The sequence below is a fragment of the Mycobacterium sp. NPDC048908 genome, assembly GCF_043197955.1.
Lineage (GTDB): Bacteria > Actinomycetota > Actinomycetes > Mycobacteriales > Mycobacteriaceae > Mycobacterium.
Genome location: NZ_JBICUE010000002.1, coordinates 25,982 through 42,089, shown reverse-complemented (window position 1 = coordinate 42,089; position 16,108 = coordinate 25,982). Strand labels below are relative to the sequence as shown.

The 16,108-nt window shown below is 65.3% G+C and carries 16 protein-coding genes; 5 read left to right on the top strand and 11 right to left on the bottom strand.

Annotation, left to right across the window (positions count from 1 at the left end; all coding sequences use genetic code 11):
- Position 1 precedes the first annotated feature (1 nt).
- Together ACGFK1_RS04810 and ACGFK1_RS04805 are read right to left on the bottom strand one after the other, a co-directional pair.
- Positions 2-3,106: a helicase HerA domain-containing protein gene (locus tag ACGFK1_RS04810; protein WP_393426462.1), complete on the bottom strand. Its 3,105-nt coding sequence runs from the start codon at positions 3,104-3,106 to the stop codon at positions 2-4.
- A complete protein-coding gene (locus ACGFK1_RS04805) occupies positions 3,106-3,729 on the bottom strand; it encodes a hypothetical protein (protein ID WP_393426459.1) in 624 nt (207 codons plus the stop codon). The genes ACGFK1_RS04810 and ACGFK1_RS04805 overlap by 1 nt, the downstream gene beginning before the upstream one ends.
- Before the next feature lie 145 nt (positions 3,730-3,874).
- Here ACGFK1_RS04805 and ACGFK1_RS04800 point away from each other — a divergent pair, with 145 nt between their 5' ends.
- Positions 3,875-4,630: a hypothetical protein gene (locus ACGFK1_RS04800; RefSeq protein WP_393426456.1), complete on the top strand. Its 756-nt coding sequence runs from the start codon at positions 3,875-3,877 to the stop codon at positions 4,628-4,630.
- A gap of 159 nt (positions 4,631-4,789) precedes the next feature.
- Positions 4,790-5,593, top strand: coding sequence for an Ig-like domain-containing protein (locus ACGFK1_RS04795; RefSeq protein WP_393427848.1), 804 nt, complete (start codon positions 4,790-4,792; stop codon positions 5,591-5,593).
- Between the two features lie 79 nt (positions 5,594-5,672).
- Here ACGFK1_RS04795 and ACGFK1_RS04790 read toward each other — a convergent pair whose 3' ends face one another.
- Positions 5,673-6,971: a glycosyltransferase gene (locus ACGFK1_RS04790; protein ID WP_393426453.1), complete on the bottom strand. Its 1,299-nt coding sequence runs from the start codon at positions 6,969-6,971 to the stop codon at positions 5,673-5,675.
- Between the two features lie 146 nt (positions 6,972-7,117).
- Between ACGFK1_RS04790 and ACGFK1_RS04785 the strand changes: the two genes are divergently transcribed.
- Both ACGFK1_RS04785 and ACGFK1_RS04780 read left to right on the top strand, forming a co-directional pair.
- Positions 7,118-7,528 carry a DUF6188 family protein gene (locus ACGFK1_RS04785; protein WP_393426450.1) on the top strand — a complete coding sequence of 137 codons (411 nt, stop codon included), beginning with the start codon at positions 7,118-7,120 and terminating at the stop codon, positions 7,526-7,528.
- Between the two features lie 119 nt (positions 7,529-7,647).
- The gene (locus tag ACGFK1_RS04780) at positions 7,648-8,352 is read left to right on the top strand and encodes a hypothetical protein (RefSeq protein ID WP_393426447.1); all 705 of its coding nucleotides are present in this window, start codon (positions 7,648-7,650) and stop codon (positions 8,350-8,352) included.
- A gap of 226 nt (positions 8,353-8,578) precedes the next feature.
- Here ACGFK1_RS04780 and ACGFK1_RS04775 read toward each other — a convergent pair whose 3' ends face one another.
- A complete protein-coding gene (locus ACGFK1_RS04775; protein WP_393426444.1) occupies positions 8,579-9,124 on the bottom strand; it encodes a TetR/AcrR family transcriptional regulator in 546 nt (181 codons plus the stop codon).
- A 112-nt stretch (positions 9,125-9,236) separates the two neighbouring features.
- Between ACGFK1_RS04775 and ACGFK1_RS04770 the strand changes: the two genes are divergently transcribed.
- Positions 9,237-9,617 (top strand): hypothetical protein, encoded by a 381-nt coding sequence (locus ACGFK1_RS04770; protein ID WP_393427847.1) that lies wholly within the window; start codon positions 9,237-9,239, stop codon positions 9,615-9,617.
- Between the two features lie 208 nt (positions 9,618-9,825).
- Here ACGFK1_RS04770 and ACGFK1_RS04765 read toward each other — a convergent pair whose 3' ends face one another.
- From ACGFK1_RS04765 to ACGFK1_RS04735, 7 genes are all read right to left on the bottom strand, one after another.
- Positions 9,826-10,962 (bottom strand): DUF4236 domain-containing protein, encoded by a 1,137-nt coding sequence (locus ACGFK1_RS04765; protein ID WP_393426441.1) that lies wholly within the window; start codon positions 10,960-10,962, stop codon positions 9,826-9,828.
- 80 nt (positions 10,963-11,042) lie between these two features.
- The gene (locus ACGFK1_RS04760) at positions 11,043-11,351 is read right to left on the bottom strand and encodes a hypothetical protein (protein WP_393426438.1); all 309 of its coding nucleotides are present in this window, start codon (positions 11,349-11,351) and stop codon (positions 11,043-11,045) included.
- A 63-nt stretch (positions 11,352-11,414) separates the two neighbouring features.
- Positions 11,415-11,969, bottom strand: coding sequence for an HNH endonuclease family protein (locus tag ACGFK1_RS04755; protein ID WP_393426435.1), 555 nt, complete (start codon positions 11,967-11,969; stop codon positions 11,415-11,417).
- 324 nt (positions 11,970-12,293) lie between these two features.
- Entirely contained in the window at positions 12,294-13,067 is a 774-nt protein-coding gene (locus ACGFK1_RS04750) for a hypothetical protein (protein WP_393426432.1), read from the bottom strand.
- A gap of 185 nt (positions 13,068-13,252) precedes the next feature.
- Positions 13,253-13,822, bottom strand: coding sequence for a TerD family protein (locus ACGFK1_RS04745; RefSeq protein ID WP_393427846.1), 570 nt, complete (start codon positions 13,820-13,822; stop codon positions 13,253-13,255).
- 116 nt (positions 13,823-13,938) lie between these two features.
- Positions 13,939-15,105: a hypothetical protein gene (locus ACGFK1_RS04740; RefSeq protein WP_393426429.1), complete on the bottom strand. Its 1,167-nt coding sequence runs from the start codon at positions 15,103-15,105 to the stop codon at positions 13,939-13,941.
- Positions 15,106-15,110: 5 nt separating this feature from the next.
- Positions 15,111-16,106, bottom strand: coding sequence for a hypothetical protein (locus ACGFK1_RS04735; RefSeq protein ID WP_393426427.1), 996 nt, complete (start codon positions 16,104-16,106; stop codon positions 15,111-15,113).
- Positions 16,107-16,108: the final 2 nt, after the last annotated feature.

The following is a 16,108-nucleotide window of genomic DNA, read 5'->3' as shown; positions in this document are numbered from 1 at the left end:
GCTAGGGCGCGCGTTTGGCGAGGGTTACCACTTCCTCCGGTGACAGCGGGTTCGGCGGATGATAGGACAGGCACCAGGGCGCGACGATGCGGCGGAACGGTTCTCCTTCGATCGCGACATAGAAGTTCCCCGAGCGCAGCCTGCTGATGTCGGGCATCAGTCCGCCCTTCGCGCGGGCCATCTCCTGGGCGGCGCCGATCTGCGCAGGGGCGCTCAACAATCCGTAGAACTGTGTGACCGCGTTGCCGGGGATTTGGTTGTGCAGACCCTTGGGTGCCTGCGTCGCGAACACCAGGCCGAGACCGTACTTGCGCGCCTGCGACGACAACGCCAGCGTGCTGCGCGTGCACGCCGTGAATCCTTTTGCCGGAGCCAGTGTTTGCGCTTCGTCCATCACCAACAACCCGCGCAGCGGGCGGTCGTCGGCCGGGTTGCGCTTGATCCAGGCGAACAGCGCCATCTGCAACTGGTTGACGAAACTCTGCCGCTGTTCATCCGACGACAGCCCGATCATGCTGATCACCGACACCCGAGCGCGACGCCCGGGAGACGGCGTCAGCAGCACACCCGGATCCAGTGCCGTACCCGCGCCGCCGAACATCTTGTCGTTGACCATCGCCGCGCGCAGGTTCTCCGCCAGGTTCGCCGCGATCTTGCGCGCACCGGCCAAATCGCTGGCATCGTCGGGCAGGTCGCTGAGCATGTCCACGAACCCGCTGAGCGTCGGATCGGGCTTTCGGCCATACAGCTCCAACGCATTTCGCAGAACCGCCCGCTCGCGATTCGCTCTCTGCGTCTGACCCGATATCGACGCCCGCGGCTCCAATGCCGCGGCAGCCGACTCGACGGCCTCGGTGAACTCGTCCTCGTCGTCGACGACGCTCGGGAAATCCGGCAGCGGTTGAAACACCAGCGGACGTCCCGCGCCCTTCCGCGGCGTCCAGATCACCACCTCGGTGTTGTCGAGATACTCCGCGGCACGACGATCGTCCGACTTTCGCCAGCCGTCCGGCCGTTGCGGCCAACTGGTACCCAGGCGCGCCAAGTCGTTGTTGGGATCCAGCACGATCGAAGACACGCCCTGTAGCGCGCACTCCTCGATCAGTCGTCGAAGCAACACCGTCTTACCCGAACCAGTACCCGCGAAGATCGCAACGTGCTTCCGCAACGCCGCCAAATCAACCGAAACCGTTGCATCGCTTCGACTATCAATCCCCAACGGTATCGCCGCATCCGGAATGTCGTACTCGACCTCCACAACATCCGGCTCTTCATCGTCCTCCAGCGGAACCACCACGTCATCGGGTTCGAAGTCGAGCGCTTCCTGCAGCAGAGTCAACCCGTGCGCCGGCCGTCGACTCCGTAACCAACTCGCGAGATCGGCGGGGTCTTCGGCGATCAGGTCCCGGAGCGCCACCATGGTCCGAACGTCGTCGTCCGACACCGCGAGCGTGCGGCCACCGGCGCGGTGGAAGTCGTCGATCAGTTGCGCGGTCTTCGGGCCGGGAGGCCACGGTGAGTTGCGCAGTAGGAACAGTTGCCGCCGGTCGGATCCCATGCCGAGTCCCGTTGCGCTCCAAGCCTTTTTGATGCGGTTCTGGGCGGCGACGGCGTTCGTCGCGGCGACGGCGCGAAACGCCCAGTGACGTTCGTCTTCGGTGGCGCGGTCGAGACTCTGCCGCAGTCGTGCGTGCAATGCGATGTGGCGACCGGGCGGCGGGTCGAAGGAGTAGGTTTGATCGCCGTCGCGTTCAGCGATCCACGCCGTGAGCGCGGCCCCCAGTAACTCCGGCATGGTCGTGTCTTCACCCTCGTGGTCGAGCGCCGCCGACGGCACTGCCCGACGGCGATACTCCGCGAACCGACGGTCGAGTTCAGACGAAACCGTCTCGTCGGAGTCGTCGTCGAACTCCCAGATCCGTTCCTCGTCGGCGTGGAGATGGTCCAGTTCGACAATTCGGTTGTGCTTGAGGCACTCTCGGATATGCGCGTCGGCGCGCATCAACAGTTGGCGCGGTGTGTAGACGGGCGCTTCGGCGAAGGCCGCCGGCAGGATGGGCCAGCTGGGGTACGGCGGCTGAAACCCTGTTTCGGAGTAGCTTGCGACGAAGCGGCGCTCGAGGATGGCCCGGCCGATCTCGGGTGTCGGCAGTGGTGTCAGCGGTGCGGTGACACGGAACCGGTCCGCCACCGTCGCGGTCGCACGGCTCTGAATGCCTTCCCACACCGCAGGCAGGCAGGCGACCACCGCGACGGTTCGCCGCATCTTCTGGCGGACAGCCATCAGTCCGTCGGCGACCTGATGCAGGGCGTCGTCGCCGTCGGTGCGGGCGTCGTCGGTGCGCGTCAAAGATTGCGCCAGCAGGGTGTCGATCTGGTCCAGCGCCAACACGGCCGGGCCCGCGAGGGCGACGAGCCGAGAGAGCTCTTGCACGCACTGCTGCGCCGAGGCCGGCGAAGTGCGCAGGCGCCACTGCGCGCGCTCGTCGTTGCCGAACTCGTCGCTGGCCTGCAGGTAGCCCTCGCCGACGTCGTGGGCCGCGAGGTCCGTCGCGCCCAGGAGGACGAGGGCGCGCAACGTTTGATGAGAGTCGCGAACGGGGTCGCGATGCGCCTTGGCGAGGGCATTGACGAACCGGTCGAGGGTCTCGGGCTCGAGATCGTCGTCGCCGATGATGGCCCGGCGGTCGGCGCGGGACACGTGCGCAATCGACGACAACTCCCACAGCAGGTCCTTCAGCTGCGTTTCGCGCTGCGCGCCGGGCCGGCCGAGGCTGTCGATGATGCCGTTGCGCACCGACTCCCAAAAGGTCGCTGCATCAAGGAGTTCGACGAGCAGGAAGTAGCCCCCTGCGGCTTGGATGCGCTCGCGGACCTGCCCGAGCAGGTGCGTCTTGCCCGACCCGGCACGGCCCTGGACGACGACGCCGAGCGGTGACGACAGCGGGTCGCGAGCGGCGTCACCGAAGGCGTCCATGACATCGTCGACGGCGAACTCGTTGAGCCCGGCGACGTGGGTCGCCGCCTGTGGCCGCCAGAGGTCGTCGGCGGTGGGGGCCCACGTCAGTCGAAGCGATGCGAGCGCTTCGCGTTGCGCTTCCTGCATCACGGCCTGATCGCGATCAGGTGCTTGCTCTCGTCACCGATCACGACGGCGGCGTCTCGGTCCGCGGCGGTGAGGACTTTCTGGTTCTCCTCGGGGATCAGGCTCACGCCTGGCGCCCGGAACAGCGTGTGCAGGGCGGCGTCGACGTCGGCGCGCGGCGTGTCGGCGAGTTCGGTACGGAGTTTGGTGAGGCTGACCCAGCCGCCTGGCCGTGGGGCGAGGTCGGCGTAGGCGCGGCGGATGCGGTCCTCAGCGGTCGCGGGTGCCTGGCCGTCGGCGCCGAAGACGTCGGCCAGGCTGAGGTCGGCGCGACGCAGGTAGCGCTCGAGGGAGCCGAGCACGGTGTAGAGCGTCTTCGCGGGGCCTGTCGAGCGTGGCGGCGGCCCGGCGGCGAGGATGTCGTGGCACAACCGCCAGCCGCGGTCGGTGAGCTCGTGGACGAAGCGGCCGCTGCTGCGATCGGATTCGATCAGCCCGAGGGCGTTGAGCTTGTCGCGTCCGGGCTTGTCGAGCGTGGGCCCGAGCGCTACCAGGTCGGGGTTGGGGACGGGTCGCGCCTCGGCCATCAGGACCAGCAGTACGGATCGTTCGGTTCCGGTCAGATCCGCCGGTGTGAAAGTCACGTTTGCAAACTTATCGACTTCCCCGAAGGCGGTGGTCGGGGGCGGGCAATCCGGCGGCGCCGCCGCTCCGAATCACTGCATGATGGAGACGACCACGATGAGCGCAGAACCAAGGGCAGTGAATGCGTGACGGTGGATCGCCGCGGTGCTGGCGCTGAGCCAGTTGGCGGCGCCCTTCGTCGCCGACGCGGTGGCGGGGAACTTCCTCGAGTCGGGTGCGACGAACGAGGCGCTGATCACGCCGGCCGGGTATGCGTTCAGTCTGTGGGGGTTGATCACGGCGCTGAGCGGGGTGACGGCGGTGGCGGTGCTGCGCTACGGGTTGGGTGCGTGGTGGGAGACGAGCCTGCTCATCGACGCCGGTGTGGTGTTCGTCGGGTTCAGCGTGTGGCTCGTGGTGGCTGCACAGGACTGGCTGTGGGTCAGCGTGGTGGTGTTCGCGGTGATGGTGTCGGCGTTGGCCCACATCATGCGACTGCTGGTGCGACGGCCGCACGACATGACGTGCCCGCGGTGGCTGGTGGGGTTGGCGACGGTGACGTTCGGCTTGTATCTGGGGTGGAGCAGCATCGCGGTGTTCGCGAATGTGGCTGCGGCGTTGATCAGTTCGGGCGTGTCGGCGTCGGCGGCGGGGTGGCAGTTCGTGGTGTTGGTGGCGGCCGCGGTGTTCGCGGTGGGGATGACGACGATGCTGCGCGGATCGCCCGGGTACGTGGCAGCCGCGTTGTGGGCACTGGTGGCGATCGCGATCAGCGCCGCAGGGCGCGGCAGTACAACGTTGTCGGTGACGGCCGGTGTGGCCGCGACGGTCGTGGTGATTGGGGCGATCGCGGGTCACCGCCGAGGGATTCGTCGACGTTCTGGTGGGAGGCGCGACGTCCGTTGTGGCCGTTCTGGATGAACTGGTTTGTCGCCAAGAGATGAAGCACGGTAAATCGGGGTTGCCGCTATAGGACACAGGTAGGCGTACCAGACTGGTGGCATGTCGATATCGGAATGCAGGAAAGGACGCCTTCGCGCCGCTCTGAGAGCAGTGGCTGTGGTGTCGATCGTCAGCTCGATGCTGCTGAGTTCGGGTTACGCGCTGGCTGACCCTGCGCCAGACGATCCAGGGCCGGGCGCGGGGCAAGACCCCACACCGTTTACGGGCACCGCCCCGTTCGGGCCGCCGAGGATCGTGCCCGCCAACGGGTCGACGGTCGGTGTGGGGCAGCCGATCATCATCAATTTCCCCGGCCTCGTCGAGAATTCGGTTGACGCCGAGAGCGCTGTCCACGTGTCCTCAGTCCCACCGGTTGCGGGCAAGTTCTACTGGATGACGCCCACACAGCTGCGATGGCGTCCGCTGAGCTTCTGGCCCGCACACACCGCAGTGACGGTCGATGCCGGCGGCACGGTGACAAGCTTTCAGACGGGAGATGCGTTGATAGCCACCGCCGATGACGCGACCCATCAATTGACGGTCACCCGCAACGGAGCCGTGGAGAAGACGATCCCGATGTCGATGGGCATGACAGCAGGCGGTCACCAAACCCCGAACGGCAGCTACTACGTGCAAGAGAAGATGCCATCCGTGGTGATGGACTCCTCGACGTACGGCGTCCCGGTGAACTCCACCTATGGTTATCGCACGACGGTGGAGCTCGCCGTGCGGTTCGACGACAGCGGCGATTTCGTGCACAGCGCCCCGTGGTCGGTGGACGATCAGGGCAAGCGCGACGTCAGTCACGGGTGCGTCAACATCAGCCCCGCCAACGCGCAATGGTTCTTCAACACGTTCAACCCCGGTGATGTCATCGTGGTCAAGAACTCCAGCGGCGGCACCTACTCCAGGCACGACGGCTCCAACGACTGGCAGCTTTAGTCCACAGGTCAGGCCTGCACGACGGGCCGGCGCGGCTCAAGTCCGGGACGCAGTCGCGCCGCTTCGAGCTTCCGCGGTTCTAGCGGCGGGACGCCGGTTGCGGGCGGTCGTTGACCGTGAGGCCGGTGACGATGTCGGCGATCGTGTCGTAAGCGGTTGTTTCGGCGATCTGGTCGGCCAACGCTCGGGCGGCGGCCCGATATCGCGCAGTGGACAGGATCTCGTCGACGGCCGCGGAGATGCCGTGCGGCGAAAGGCGTTTGGCGTCAAGGGAGATGGCGGCTCCGGTGGCGCTGACGCGCGCGGCGACCTCAGGCTTGTCGGCGCTGTCGCCGGCGATGATCAGCGGGATGCCCTGTGCGAGCGCCTCATGCACGCCGCCGTAGCCGCCGTTGGTGATCATCACGTCGACGTGCGGCAGCAACTCGGTGTAGGGCAGATAGTCGGTGATGTAGGTGTTCGACGGGATGCGGCCGGGCACCGTCGTCTGTCCGGGCCGGCCGGTGGTCGCCATGAGCAATAGGTCGCTGCGATGGCGGAGTGCGTCAAGGGTGGGCCGAATTAGGTCGGAGGGATCGTTGTTGTTCCAAGTGCCCTGGGTCACGTGTACCACGGTTTTGGCGTGGGCGTCGGTGAGCGGCGCGGACACGGTTTCGGCGGCAGGAGGAAGGACCGGGCCGGTGAACACCACGGAGGGCGGCAAGTCGCGCCGCGGGAATTCGAGTGCGGGAATGGTCAGCTGCAGCAATCGATCTGCGAGGACCGGCCAATCGGTGAGGAACACCGGCGAGGGTGACGCGCCGAGGGCGTCCAGGCGGCGGTTGAATTGCGCGTGCACGTCGCCGAACAACACTTCGTGCACGAACCGGGTCATCACGCGGTAGTCGGTCTGCGGTTGCGGCTGCCAGCCCATGCCGAACGGTGGCGTGTCGGCGCTGGACAGGGTCAGGGGGCCGACCCCGCATACGACGACGGGCGGGCGGGTGAGGTCACTGAGCAGCATCGGGACTGCACCGGTGAATGCGACGTCGCACAACACCGCATCGGCGGCTGTGGTGTGCAGTGCTTCGAGTAGCGCTTGGTATTGCGCTGCCATCGGCTCGATGAAGACCGAGCGCAGGTCGGCGCGCCCGACCAGCCACCGATTCGCCAGCGACGGAAGCGACGCTCTGCCAACGGATCTGCCGCGATGCGTGGACGGCTGCCCTGCCACGGGTAGATCGATCAGGTGGACTCCACTTCGGCTGATCGCTTGGCGGTATTGCGGGGCGGTGAGCATGGTGACGTCGTGGCCGCGGCTGCGCAGATCGGCGGCGATGCGCAGCATCGGCATGACATGACCGGCAAGCGAGCTTGCAGCGAGGAGATAGCGGGCCATGGCACCTTCCGTCGACGACACTAATGCCATCGTACCGATTCGATGCGTAATCGATGCACTGCGGCGGTTGAGCAGCGCCTGCTCTCACAGCCGAGGTAGACATACCTCGTAACTCCGGGGTTTCCGATACCGAAAGGCTGGCCGCGATGGACCTAGGACTACGCGGCAAGCGTTTGCTATCGGTGTCGGTCGAATTTGCCGCCAGAATGCAGGTTTCCGATACTTACTTCATCACGATCGAATCACCGTTCACATTGCACGTTGGTGGGAACGCAGTTGCGCTGTCGCCTGAAGAACACCCCGACAACGTCCTCCAAGCATTACGTCAGCTGATCGGCTACACGATCGACGAGGCTACGGCCGACGAAGCAGGGGCACTGCATGTGGTTCTCGGCGGTGGGGTACGGATAACGGTCGAGTCGGACCCCGCCTATGAAGCATGGAACGTTTCGAGCTCAGACGGTGCGCTGGTCGTCAGCGCACCGGGAGGCCGGCTGGTGAGTTGGAAGCCACAACCGAACGCGAACCGATCAGCAGAGTCGTCGCCTGATCAATAGGGTGTCACCGACAACGGCATCTCGGTGAATCGCCGTAATCCGCCACTTCGCGAGTAACTAACTGATCCGCGTGGACATCTTGATGAACCTTGTCGCCCCCGGCGACTACCGTCGCGATCATGCCGCTGCAGAACCGCGTCGCACCCGGCGGTGAAATCATCACCAGCCCCGCACGGGGCACACTCATGGGCAACCGCGGCATCCTGCACGACGACAACCGCCAGATTGTGCGGACGTCGCGCAATGCCGCGTGGCTGATATGTCGCCTCGAATTCAAGGGCCGCAGACGTCAGGTGATGAGCCCCGGCACGTACACGGAATTGTTCTTTCTCGACGAGGCTGTGGCCCTCGCCGCGGGTCATCGCCCGTGCGGCGAGTGTCGACGTGAGCAGTACCGGTCTTATATGGCGGCGGTGAACGCGGCCGGCGAGGTCAAGGTGGAGGGTGCGACGAATCTCGACCGGCGATTAAGGAAATCGCGGCAGGCTTCCAGGGGTACCAGCGCGTTGGTGTCGCTGCCGGACGGCGTCTTCGTCACGCTGGGCGACAACGACTACCGATTGATCTGGAACAGGCTCCTACATCGGTGGACACCGATGGGTTACATCGACGCTGTCGAAATCGTGAACGCTGGAGTGGATTTCGCGACAGTCGTCACGCCATCACTATCGGTGGCTGCGCTACGCCACGGCTACGCGGTGGACGTCCACCCTTCATCGCGTGGTGGGACCGATGGCGTACGAGGGGACCACTCAGGGTCCACTTCGCATGGATTCTCCAGTGGCTCCTCAACCGCTTCACCCTCGTCATCATCAAGCTCGTAGTCGATATCGCCGACAAAGAGGACTTGGCCGCCGCCTCGGACATATAGCGTTTATTACTCGACATCACACCCGTGTTCACGCATGCAGCTAGCCACCGTCGTGTCACAGACCGGGCCGCACACCAGCGCGTGCTCCATTGGTTGTCCGTACTCGCGGTGCTTGGTAGACCTTGTGCTAGTCGCCGTTGGTGAGGCGAACGAACGCGCGGAATTTGTGGATTCGGGGCTCAGGCTCGCACGGTTGGCCAGAACAGATCGAACAAACGCGTTTCCCATCCCTTGGCGACCCGCCCGGTGCGGGTGCGCTCGGCGATGTGCGCACCAACGATTGCGTCGACGAGTGTGGCGGCGTCGAGATCGGCGCGCAACGAGCCGTCGGACTTACCGGCGCCCATCACTGATTCCAGTTCGGCCCGCTGCTTGGCGAGGATGCGGCGGAAGAGCTTGGTGAAGGCGGGGTCCTCGTCGGTGAGCAAAGCGGCGAGCCCGCCGTAGCCAATGCCGACCTCAACGGCCTTGACGGCTTCGGTGATCAGCCAGCGCAGTTGCTCCGGAGGGTCGGCCTGTGGCGGGAGCGGGTCGGGGGTGGTGACCCGGGACAGCGCTGCGGACAGCATGTCGCGGCGGTCGCTGTACCGGCGGTAAATGGTTGTCTTGGCGACGCCCGAAAGCACCGCGACAGCTTCGACGGTCACCGACCGGGAGCCTTTGGTGCGCAGAAGCGCCAGGGTGGCGTCGGCGATGGAGTCGTCGACATCTTGTCGCTGCACCATTTCGGCCCTCCTCGGCTGACGGCGGAATAACCGCGGCGAGAAAAACGCTACACTAGGCGTAGCGCTACGCTACACGTAGCGTTTTGTATACGAGTTTGGAGGGGTGAGCGAGATGTTGAGAGCGTTGCGACGGGTTTCGGCGACGAATGTGGCCTATGTGCTGTTGCTGCTGGTGTTCGTGGCGCTGGGAATGTTCGTCTACGCGCTGGCGACAGGAGGCGCACTGGCCGGCATCATCGCGGCCAGCATGGCCATTCTGATGGTCGCGTCGGTGGTGGGTTTCCGGGTCGGCGCACGTAAGCGGACGGAATCCAACGACAGCGGTATCGAAATCCCTGGAGAAAACATCTGGGCCCAACCGCTGCGCCGCGAGCAGATCGACCGGTATATGCAGAGCTACCGCAGTGTGCGGGACACCCATGAGGAACTGCTGCAGGCCGTGGCAGGCCCCGGCACTGAACCGACGCAGTTGATGGATCGGCGCGCGGCCTGATCGGCGCCGTGCGTTGCTATGTGGTTTCAGCGTGTGCTGAACGCGTGTGCTGAACGCTGGCGTTGTGGTGATCCTAGCCGTCAATTTCCGGGTCGGCAGCGCAAATGCGGATAGAACCTCGGTATGTGCCCGGCGAGCGGGGGCCTCGCGGTACGAGTTGCTCATCATGCCACCGTTCGGTGCGCTTTCGTGTCGCACGGCAAAGCTCTCAGACCGCTTCGCGCACACTGTCGACGATGGCCGAAAGGCCGGGCTCGTCATCCAATAGCAGCCCCACGATGTTGCCGGCCGCGCCCTTGCGCAACATCTTCGCCTGCGGGGCCTTCAGCAGCACCTCGGCGGGATCCAGGGACTGCCACGGAAGCGCGGCGGTCCACGCGCGGGGATACCGCGCGGCGTAGATCCATTCGACGTACCCGGACGGTGTTGTGGCTTGCGGATCTTTGCGGAGCACGACGATCCGCAGCTCGGTGATGCTCGGGGCAACGGCCAACCCCTCCTTCACCGTCGCCAGAACCGTTGAACCCAAAGCGCGGACGTAGAAGTCGTTGCGCTCAGTCTTCGTGCGTTTGTGCAGTGTCGGCTGACCCGACGGCGTCAGCGCGGGGCGGCGCTCCGGGACCAAATCCACCGGCCCGAACAGAATCAGTACTGTCGCGAAACGCACACCGGTGTCGGTGCTGATGTCTTTTCCGACATCTAGGCAGGCCGCTGGTGACTGGTTGTCTTCGAATGCTTCCTCTAGGGCAAGGTGCACCGCCTCAGGGTCGTGGGCGATCAACTTGTTCCACTGCTCTGCCAGCAGTGTCTGCTGCTCTGCGTGCGTGCGCTTGACCTGCTCCCACTGAACGTCGGCGTCATGGCGTCCGGCGTTTTCGGCCCACTGTTGGGCCTCTTTGCGTTTGGCGCGGTCGAAGACCGAAACACCCTCGAGTGCTTGGCGCTTGCGGGCATCGACAAGCGCCTGAAGGTCAGGTGCTGCGGGCTCGGGCAACACTGGACGGGTGGCGGGAGCGAAGTCCTCCAGGTGCAACGTGAGCAGCGAATGCTCCAGCCGCATCACCGACTCAATGGCCTCGGCGCGCTCCGCGGCCGCCGCCTGACGTTGCAAAGCGGCGAGGTTGACTGTGCTGTAGGAATTTTGGCGTCGTCCGCTGCGACTGGACCGCCCGCCCGAGCCCGCCACCGTCGATACGGTCAACGGGCCGAAGCCGCTGGAGACGCGGGTGCGTCCGCCACCGACGTGTATGCGCGCCGCGCGGGGTCCAATGCTGGTGCGTACGCCGCGACTGGACGCGCGGATCCGCACACCAGGCGCCACCTTAAAGCTCAGCCCAAACCCCACCTTTGCTCCTTTCCTCGGTGACGCATCGCCGCGGCTGTTTGTCTAAGCCGTCGCAGGCGCACGCAACACCGCTGGCCCGATCACTCATCATGGGGCTCGGCTGAATTCGTCCGGGCGGTCTTGGTCATGACCACCTTCGGCGGTGACGTCGGCGCCGCTGCGGCGCTCGAAGCTGTCGTCTTCATCGCGGCCGACCGTGCGGCCGGAGTGCGGCGGGTGGTCTTCTTTGTCGTAGTGGTCTGTGGCGCTGAGAGCACCTTGGCGCGCGGCTGGGTGTCGGCTTCCACCGAGAAGTCGCCCCAGATGAGGAAGCAGATCCCGACGATCACGGTGATGACCGCCAAGGATTCGATCGCGATGACCAGTGCGAATACCACCGTCGGACTCATCGTGCTCCTTCATGCTGCGTCAACACCGCGATGTGAGTGAGGGTGCCCGTTCTCAACTGATTGTCAGCCCGGGCAGGCGCTTTGGGCCACCGTTTTGTCCTGCTCGGCAACCATTAGCTGATACTTGGCGGCCATGCTGAGGTAGCGCTCGATGTATCGGCAGGTGAATTCCTGGTTCGGGGGCAACCAGTTCCCTGGACCTGAATCGGATTTGTGCTGATTCTCCTCGCCGGAGACGGCAAGCAGATTGTCGGTGTCGTTGGCGAATTCAACTCGCCGTTCGTAGGGCCACTGCGCTGCACCGGCGTCCCAGGCGGCGGCAAGGGCAAATACATGATCGATTTCGATGTCAGCTCGGGTCGCATTGTCGAACACGAGGGTGACGCCGGTGTACGGATCGTGAAGGATGCCCGAGACTACTTTGCAGTTGCGGGTGCCCGGTTTGAAAACGACGTCGGTCAATTGGGCTGCCAGCACGCGATTGCGCGTATCACACCCCGAGGTGTCGGCGGGATCGTTCCACGCCGCGCCGAACACGCACCCTTTCCCGGGGCTGCAGCTGCGCTCGTACCCCGGAACCTGGGGCAGTTTGGCTACCACAGGAATGGCTTTCAGCAACTCCGAAATGTGCTGGGCCGAGGTCTGAGCCGGGGCGCTGGCCCGTGCGGTCCCATCAGGCTCGGCCGAACGCGACGCTGTCGCCGGGCTCGAGCCCGCCGTCGAAGGTGCCGGCGCAACCGTCGGGGCAGGCGCGGTGGGGCTCGCGCACCCCACTGCCGCAGCCGCCAGCATCCCAACAAGCGCCGCAGCCGTCCTGATCATCGGTCGTATCACCGGTTGTGTGGTCATGGTGGACATCTGCCGTCTGTGACCGACAAGCCGTAAGCCTGCGTCGCGGGGAGCCGCGTGCTCACCGGCATTGCGGCTCCCCTACGTGCCGTTTCATGCGCTGGTGGGTGCGCGGCGGGCGGCCCGCTGGGCCAGGGTATAGGCGCGGCTTTGCGTCGCGAAGGTGCGCGCGCTGGGCACCCAGCACGCCGCCGCGGCGATGACTCCGGCGAGCACTGCGATAAGCGCGATGTGCCCGATAAATAACGCGGGCAATGACAAGAACGCCAGAACTGGGTTGACTCGCCGAGGCCAACTGCGGCCTTTCCAGATCGCCCGCGCGACGAACAAGTAGCACACCGTCAGCACCGCACCCAGGGCGGCAGCGGCAACAAGAAGCGCGATCTCTGTGTTGTCGGCGTACCCCGATGCGATCACCGCAGCCGTACCGCTCTTGTCGATCTTCAACACGTTGTCGAATGTGTAGCGCAACTCAGCGATCGCATAGACGCCCAGCCCGGCCAGCGCCAGCGTCGACGCCGCAGCACTCAACAAGGCGAAGAATGCGACGCGTACCGCGGCCGGGCGCGCCGGCGGCGCCGCGGGCGATGTGTTCACCGACGGCGTCGTGTGCGCGCCCGCACCTTCTCCGTACGTCGTGGGAAGAAAGGGGTTGGGCCCGGGGGCCGGTGGCCTGGTGAAGGGGTTGGCGGTCGGGATTGGCGGCTCGGTGAAGGGGTTGGTGGTTGAGATCGACGCAGATGCGGGAGCTGACCGTGACCGAAACCGCTCGGGTATCGGCGCGACCTCGGTGAGCCTGGACAAGGTTTCCCGGTTGCGCGGCATGTCACTTAGCTGACGCAGCCGCTGTGACCATTCACTGGGCATTTCGCGATCCTCCCCACGGGCACCGTTGAGCCGGCGGCCGCAGCCCTATCGTCGGCGGCGAGCAACAGATTAACGCAACAGTGCGCACGATTTCGTCAACCGTTCGAGTTACTCGGTCGGGATCGAAAGGTAGCTGGACGCGCTGCCGTGGAGCCCGCGCCGACGTTGCTAACGTGCTGCGCCGATCACAGGAACTGCCGCACGGCCGGTTCGAGGTCGTGGAAGGTTCGCCCGTTGGCGATGGCGCCGATCGCCGTCATCGACCATCCCGCGCCGTCTCGGGTGACTTTGGCCATGATCTGCGAGTTGTGGGTGCCTGAGCCCGTCAGGACATAGCGGGCGATCTCCGTTTCGGTGGTGCTGTCGACCAGCCGGCACGTCGCATTTTCGATCTGGGAGAAGTTCTGCCCGGTGAATGAGTTGACGACGAACACGAGGGTGGTGACGTCGGAGTGCAGGGCGGCCAGGTCGACGATGATCGACTCGTCATCGCCTTCCCCAACCCCGGTGCGATTGTCGCCGGTGTGAACGATGTTGCCGTCGCGGCTTTGCAGCTGCTTCCACCACACAGCGTCGAGGAGCTGTCCTGCGCGGCTATAGATCATGCAGGAGGCATCCAGATCGATTTCCTGCTCTTTGGAGCCGAAGAACCCGCGCTTTTTGACTGCATCCCAGCCCAAGCCCATCCGCACGCGGGTCAAGGTGCCGCCGCCGGCTTTCACCATCGAAATACGTTGGCCCTTAGACAAATTCACTGACACGCTGTTGATCTCCGTTCTTGGTGGGTGGCGACGTTGCCGACGGTGCCGGCAGCGTTAGGTCTGGGTCTATCGTTAATGGGGTGACGCCTTCGGTAAGCGTCGCTGCGGGTTCATGTCAAGACCTGGCGTTCGGCGAATACCCATCGCACCGGGTCCATGCAGCGAAACGGGGAAATGCCGCTGGGATTGAGCTTCTCTCCATGTGGAGAACCACCCAGCGCCGAGACGGCGAAGAACCGATGCTGGTACTGGCGGCCGGTCTGCGGATTGGTCATCGTCCGCAGCATCGGACCGGCCTCGAGTTCTTGCAGGAGGCTGTGCACCTCAGCGTGCAAGAGCAGGCCATCGTCCTCGTTGTACTGCCCGGCGACCAGACCTGGGTCGCGGGCGAACGCAGCACCGGCGTTGGACATGATCTGTCCCCAGGAACTCTTGGTCACCTTCTGGAGCTGTTGCAGCGCATCGAATTTCGACAGGATCACTGCCAGTTTCGGGTTGCCGTTGCCGATCAACCGCATCACCGTGCGCAACACGTCACGTGGGTCACCGCCAGTGGCGGTACTGGTGGGAATCAGGTCGCGCAGATGGTCTTTTATCTCGTCGACGCGCATGGGGTCGAACAGGAACAGCACCGCATCGGCGGCGGAGAAGAACTCCCACGCCCGACCGCCCAGCGTATGGCGTTCCTCCTCTAAGTCTTCGCCCGCGACGTCGCGGATCGCCAGATACTCGCGCACACCGTTCCACATTCCCAAACTGAAGATCAGCGGGTCGAGTTGGTGGCTGTCTTCGGTGGCCGCCGACCGCGTGGACAGCAGGATGCCGCGCTCTTCGTAGAGCGGCTTTTCATAGTTGGCGGTGTAGCGCTGGCGCGTGTCGGAATTGGCGGGATCGATTTCACGCCCAGCCCTTTCGAGGTGGCGCTGCAGCTGTTTGACCATCACCGCGATGTACACGGTCTTACCGGTCGACTGGGCGCCGGCCATCGCCAAACAGGTGACATTGCCCAGCCGCCAATGCATCGGCAGCTGGTAATGACACAGCGGGCACACCTCAACGACCGGTCCGCCGAGATCATGCTCAGCTTGTTGCGCGGCCGAGGGCTGACCTGGCGCAGCGCTGGCGGGAAGTTGAGACTCCACGACCCTGCCCATCGCTACGGGGTGGCCGCGGTAAGCGGTGGCCGCGTCGTCGACCCCCGGGTCACGTGGCTGCGCTTCCGACCAGGCCGAGATGTGTTCGGGCAGAACGTTGAAGCATCGTGGACATTTGGTCATCGGCATCACCTTCGCTCGCGCAGCGGAGCAACCAGCGCTGCCACCGCCTGGTCGATGAGGTGAGGGTTGGCGTCGTAGAACACTTCGGCGCGGGTACCTGTCGGCGCTGGCGGGAATGTGGCCCCGGAGAAGCCGGGGTAGCGCCGGGCGGACTCCGAGAGCACCATCAAACTCACCGGAACCTCTTGCTGGGGGGGCCGCACCGCGGCATCCGTGATCACGACGATGAACCCGGCTGAGCCGCTGACGCGTCGCGCTGCGGCATCCAGATTCGCCGCAATGCCGTATCCGGACTGTCGCAGCGTGTGCTGCGCGCGGTCAGCAAGTTCGCCGAGCGGCCCAGCGGGTATCTCGGTGTACTTGTCATCGGCCAAGCAGGCGCGCAGGGGTTGTGAGCCACTGATGACCGCCGCGACACCGGCGACGATATCGATTGCGGCGCCGAGCGTTCCGTCGCCCACCAGCGCAGCCACGGAAGCCGAGGCGTCGATCACGCAGCCGGCAGTAACCTGACGGTCCGGCGGCAGTGTGTCCACGCCCAGCGCACCGCGGCACGCGACCCGTGCACGATTGGACAACGGCGGCAATGGCGCGTCGGCGACAGTCAGCCGAGTCGTCACGGCCACCTGGTCAACAGTCGCCGGAGCGATCGTCGCGAGCTCGATAGAGGCTAGGCCGGACACTTCACGTGGGGCCAGTTGCGCGTAGTCGGCGTCGATGTCCTGCGGACTGTCGGGCCCGATGGTGACGTGAAGCACGGTGTCTTCGTCGAATTGGGCCAGGCCTGCCTCGGGCACGGCGGCAATGATGATCTCGTCATCCACGCGCGGCACAATCAGCATTCCCGGCGTGTGAACCCGCACGGGCGCGTCGGCGCCGTCGGCGAGCCGCGCTACTAGGCGCACACCCGATGTTCGTGGGCCGACGACGGCCAACGTCACCGACAGCGGTCGCCGCGGCAGCCGTGCGGATCCGGCGCCGTCAAGCAGGTAAGTCGCCACAG

Bases quoted from the DNA above. Each gene is read 5' to 3' on its own strand.
- ACGFK1_RS04810 (WP_393426462.1), bottom strand. From the start codon at position 3,106: ATGCAGGAAGCGCAACGCGAAGCGCTCGCATCGCTTCGACTGACGTGG.
- ACGFK1_RS04795 (WP_393427848.1), top strand. From the start codon at position 4,790: ATGCTGCTGAGTTCGGGTTACGCGCTGGCTGACCCTGCGCCAGACGAT.
- ACGFK1_RS04790 (WP_393426453.1), bottom strand. From the start codon at position 6,971: ATGGCCCGCTATCTCCTCGCTGCAAGCTCGCTTGCCGGTCATGTCATG.
- ACGFK1_RS04785 (WP_393426450.1), top strand. From the start codon at position 7,118: ATGGACCTAGGACTACGCGGCAAGCGTTTGCTATCGGTGTCGGTCGAA.
- ACGFK1_RS04780 (WP_393426447.1), top strand. From the start codon at position 7,648: ATGCCGCTGCAGAACCGCGTCGCACCCGGCGGTGAAATCATCACCAGC.
- ACGFK1_RS04775 (WP_393426444.1), bottom strand. From the start codon at position 9,124: ATGGTGCAGCGACAAGATGTCGACGACTCCATCGCCGACGCCACCCTG.
- ACGFK1_RS04770 (WP_393427847.1), top strand. From the start codon at position 9,237: ATGTTGAGAGCGTTGCGACGGGTTTCGGCGACGAATGTGGCCTATGTG.
- ACGFK1_RS04760 (WP_393426438.1), bottom strand. From the start codon at position 11,351: ATGAGTCCGACGGTGGTATTCGCACTGGTCATCGCGATCGAATCCTTG.
- ACGFK1_RS04750 (WP_393426432.1), bottom strand. From the start codon at position 13,067: ATGCCCAGTGAATGGTCACAGCGGCTGCGTCAGCTAAGTGACATGCCG.
- ACGFK1_RS04740 (WP_393426429.1), bottom strand. From the start codon at position 15,105: ATGACCAAATGTCCACGATGCTTCAACGTTCTGCCCGAACACATCTCG.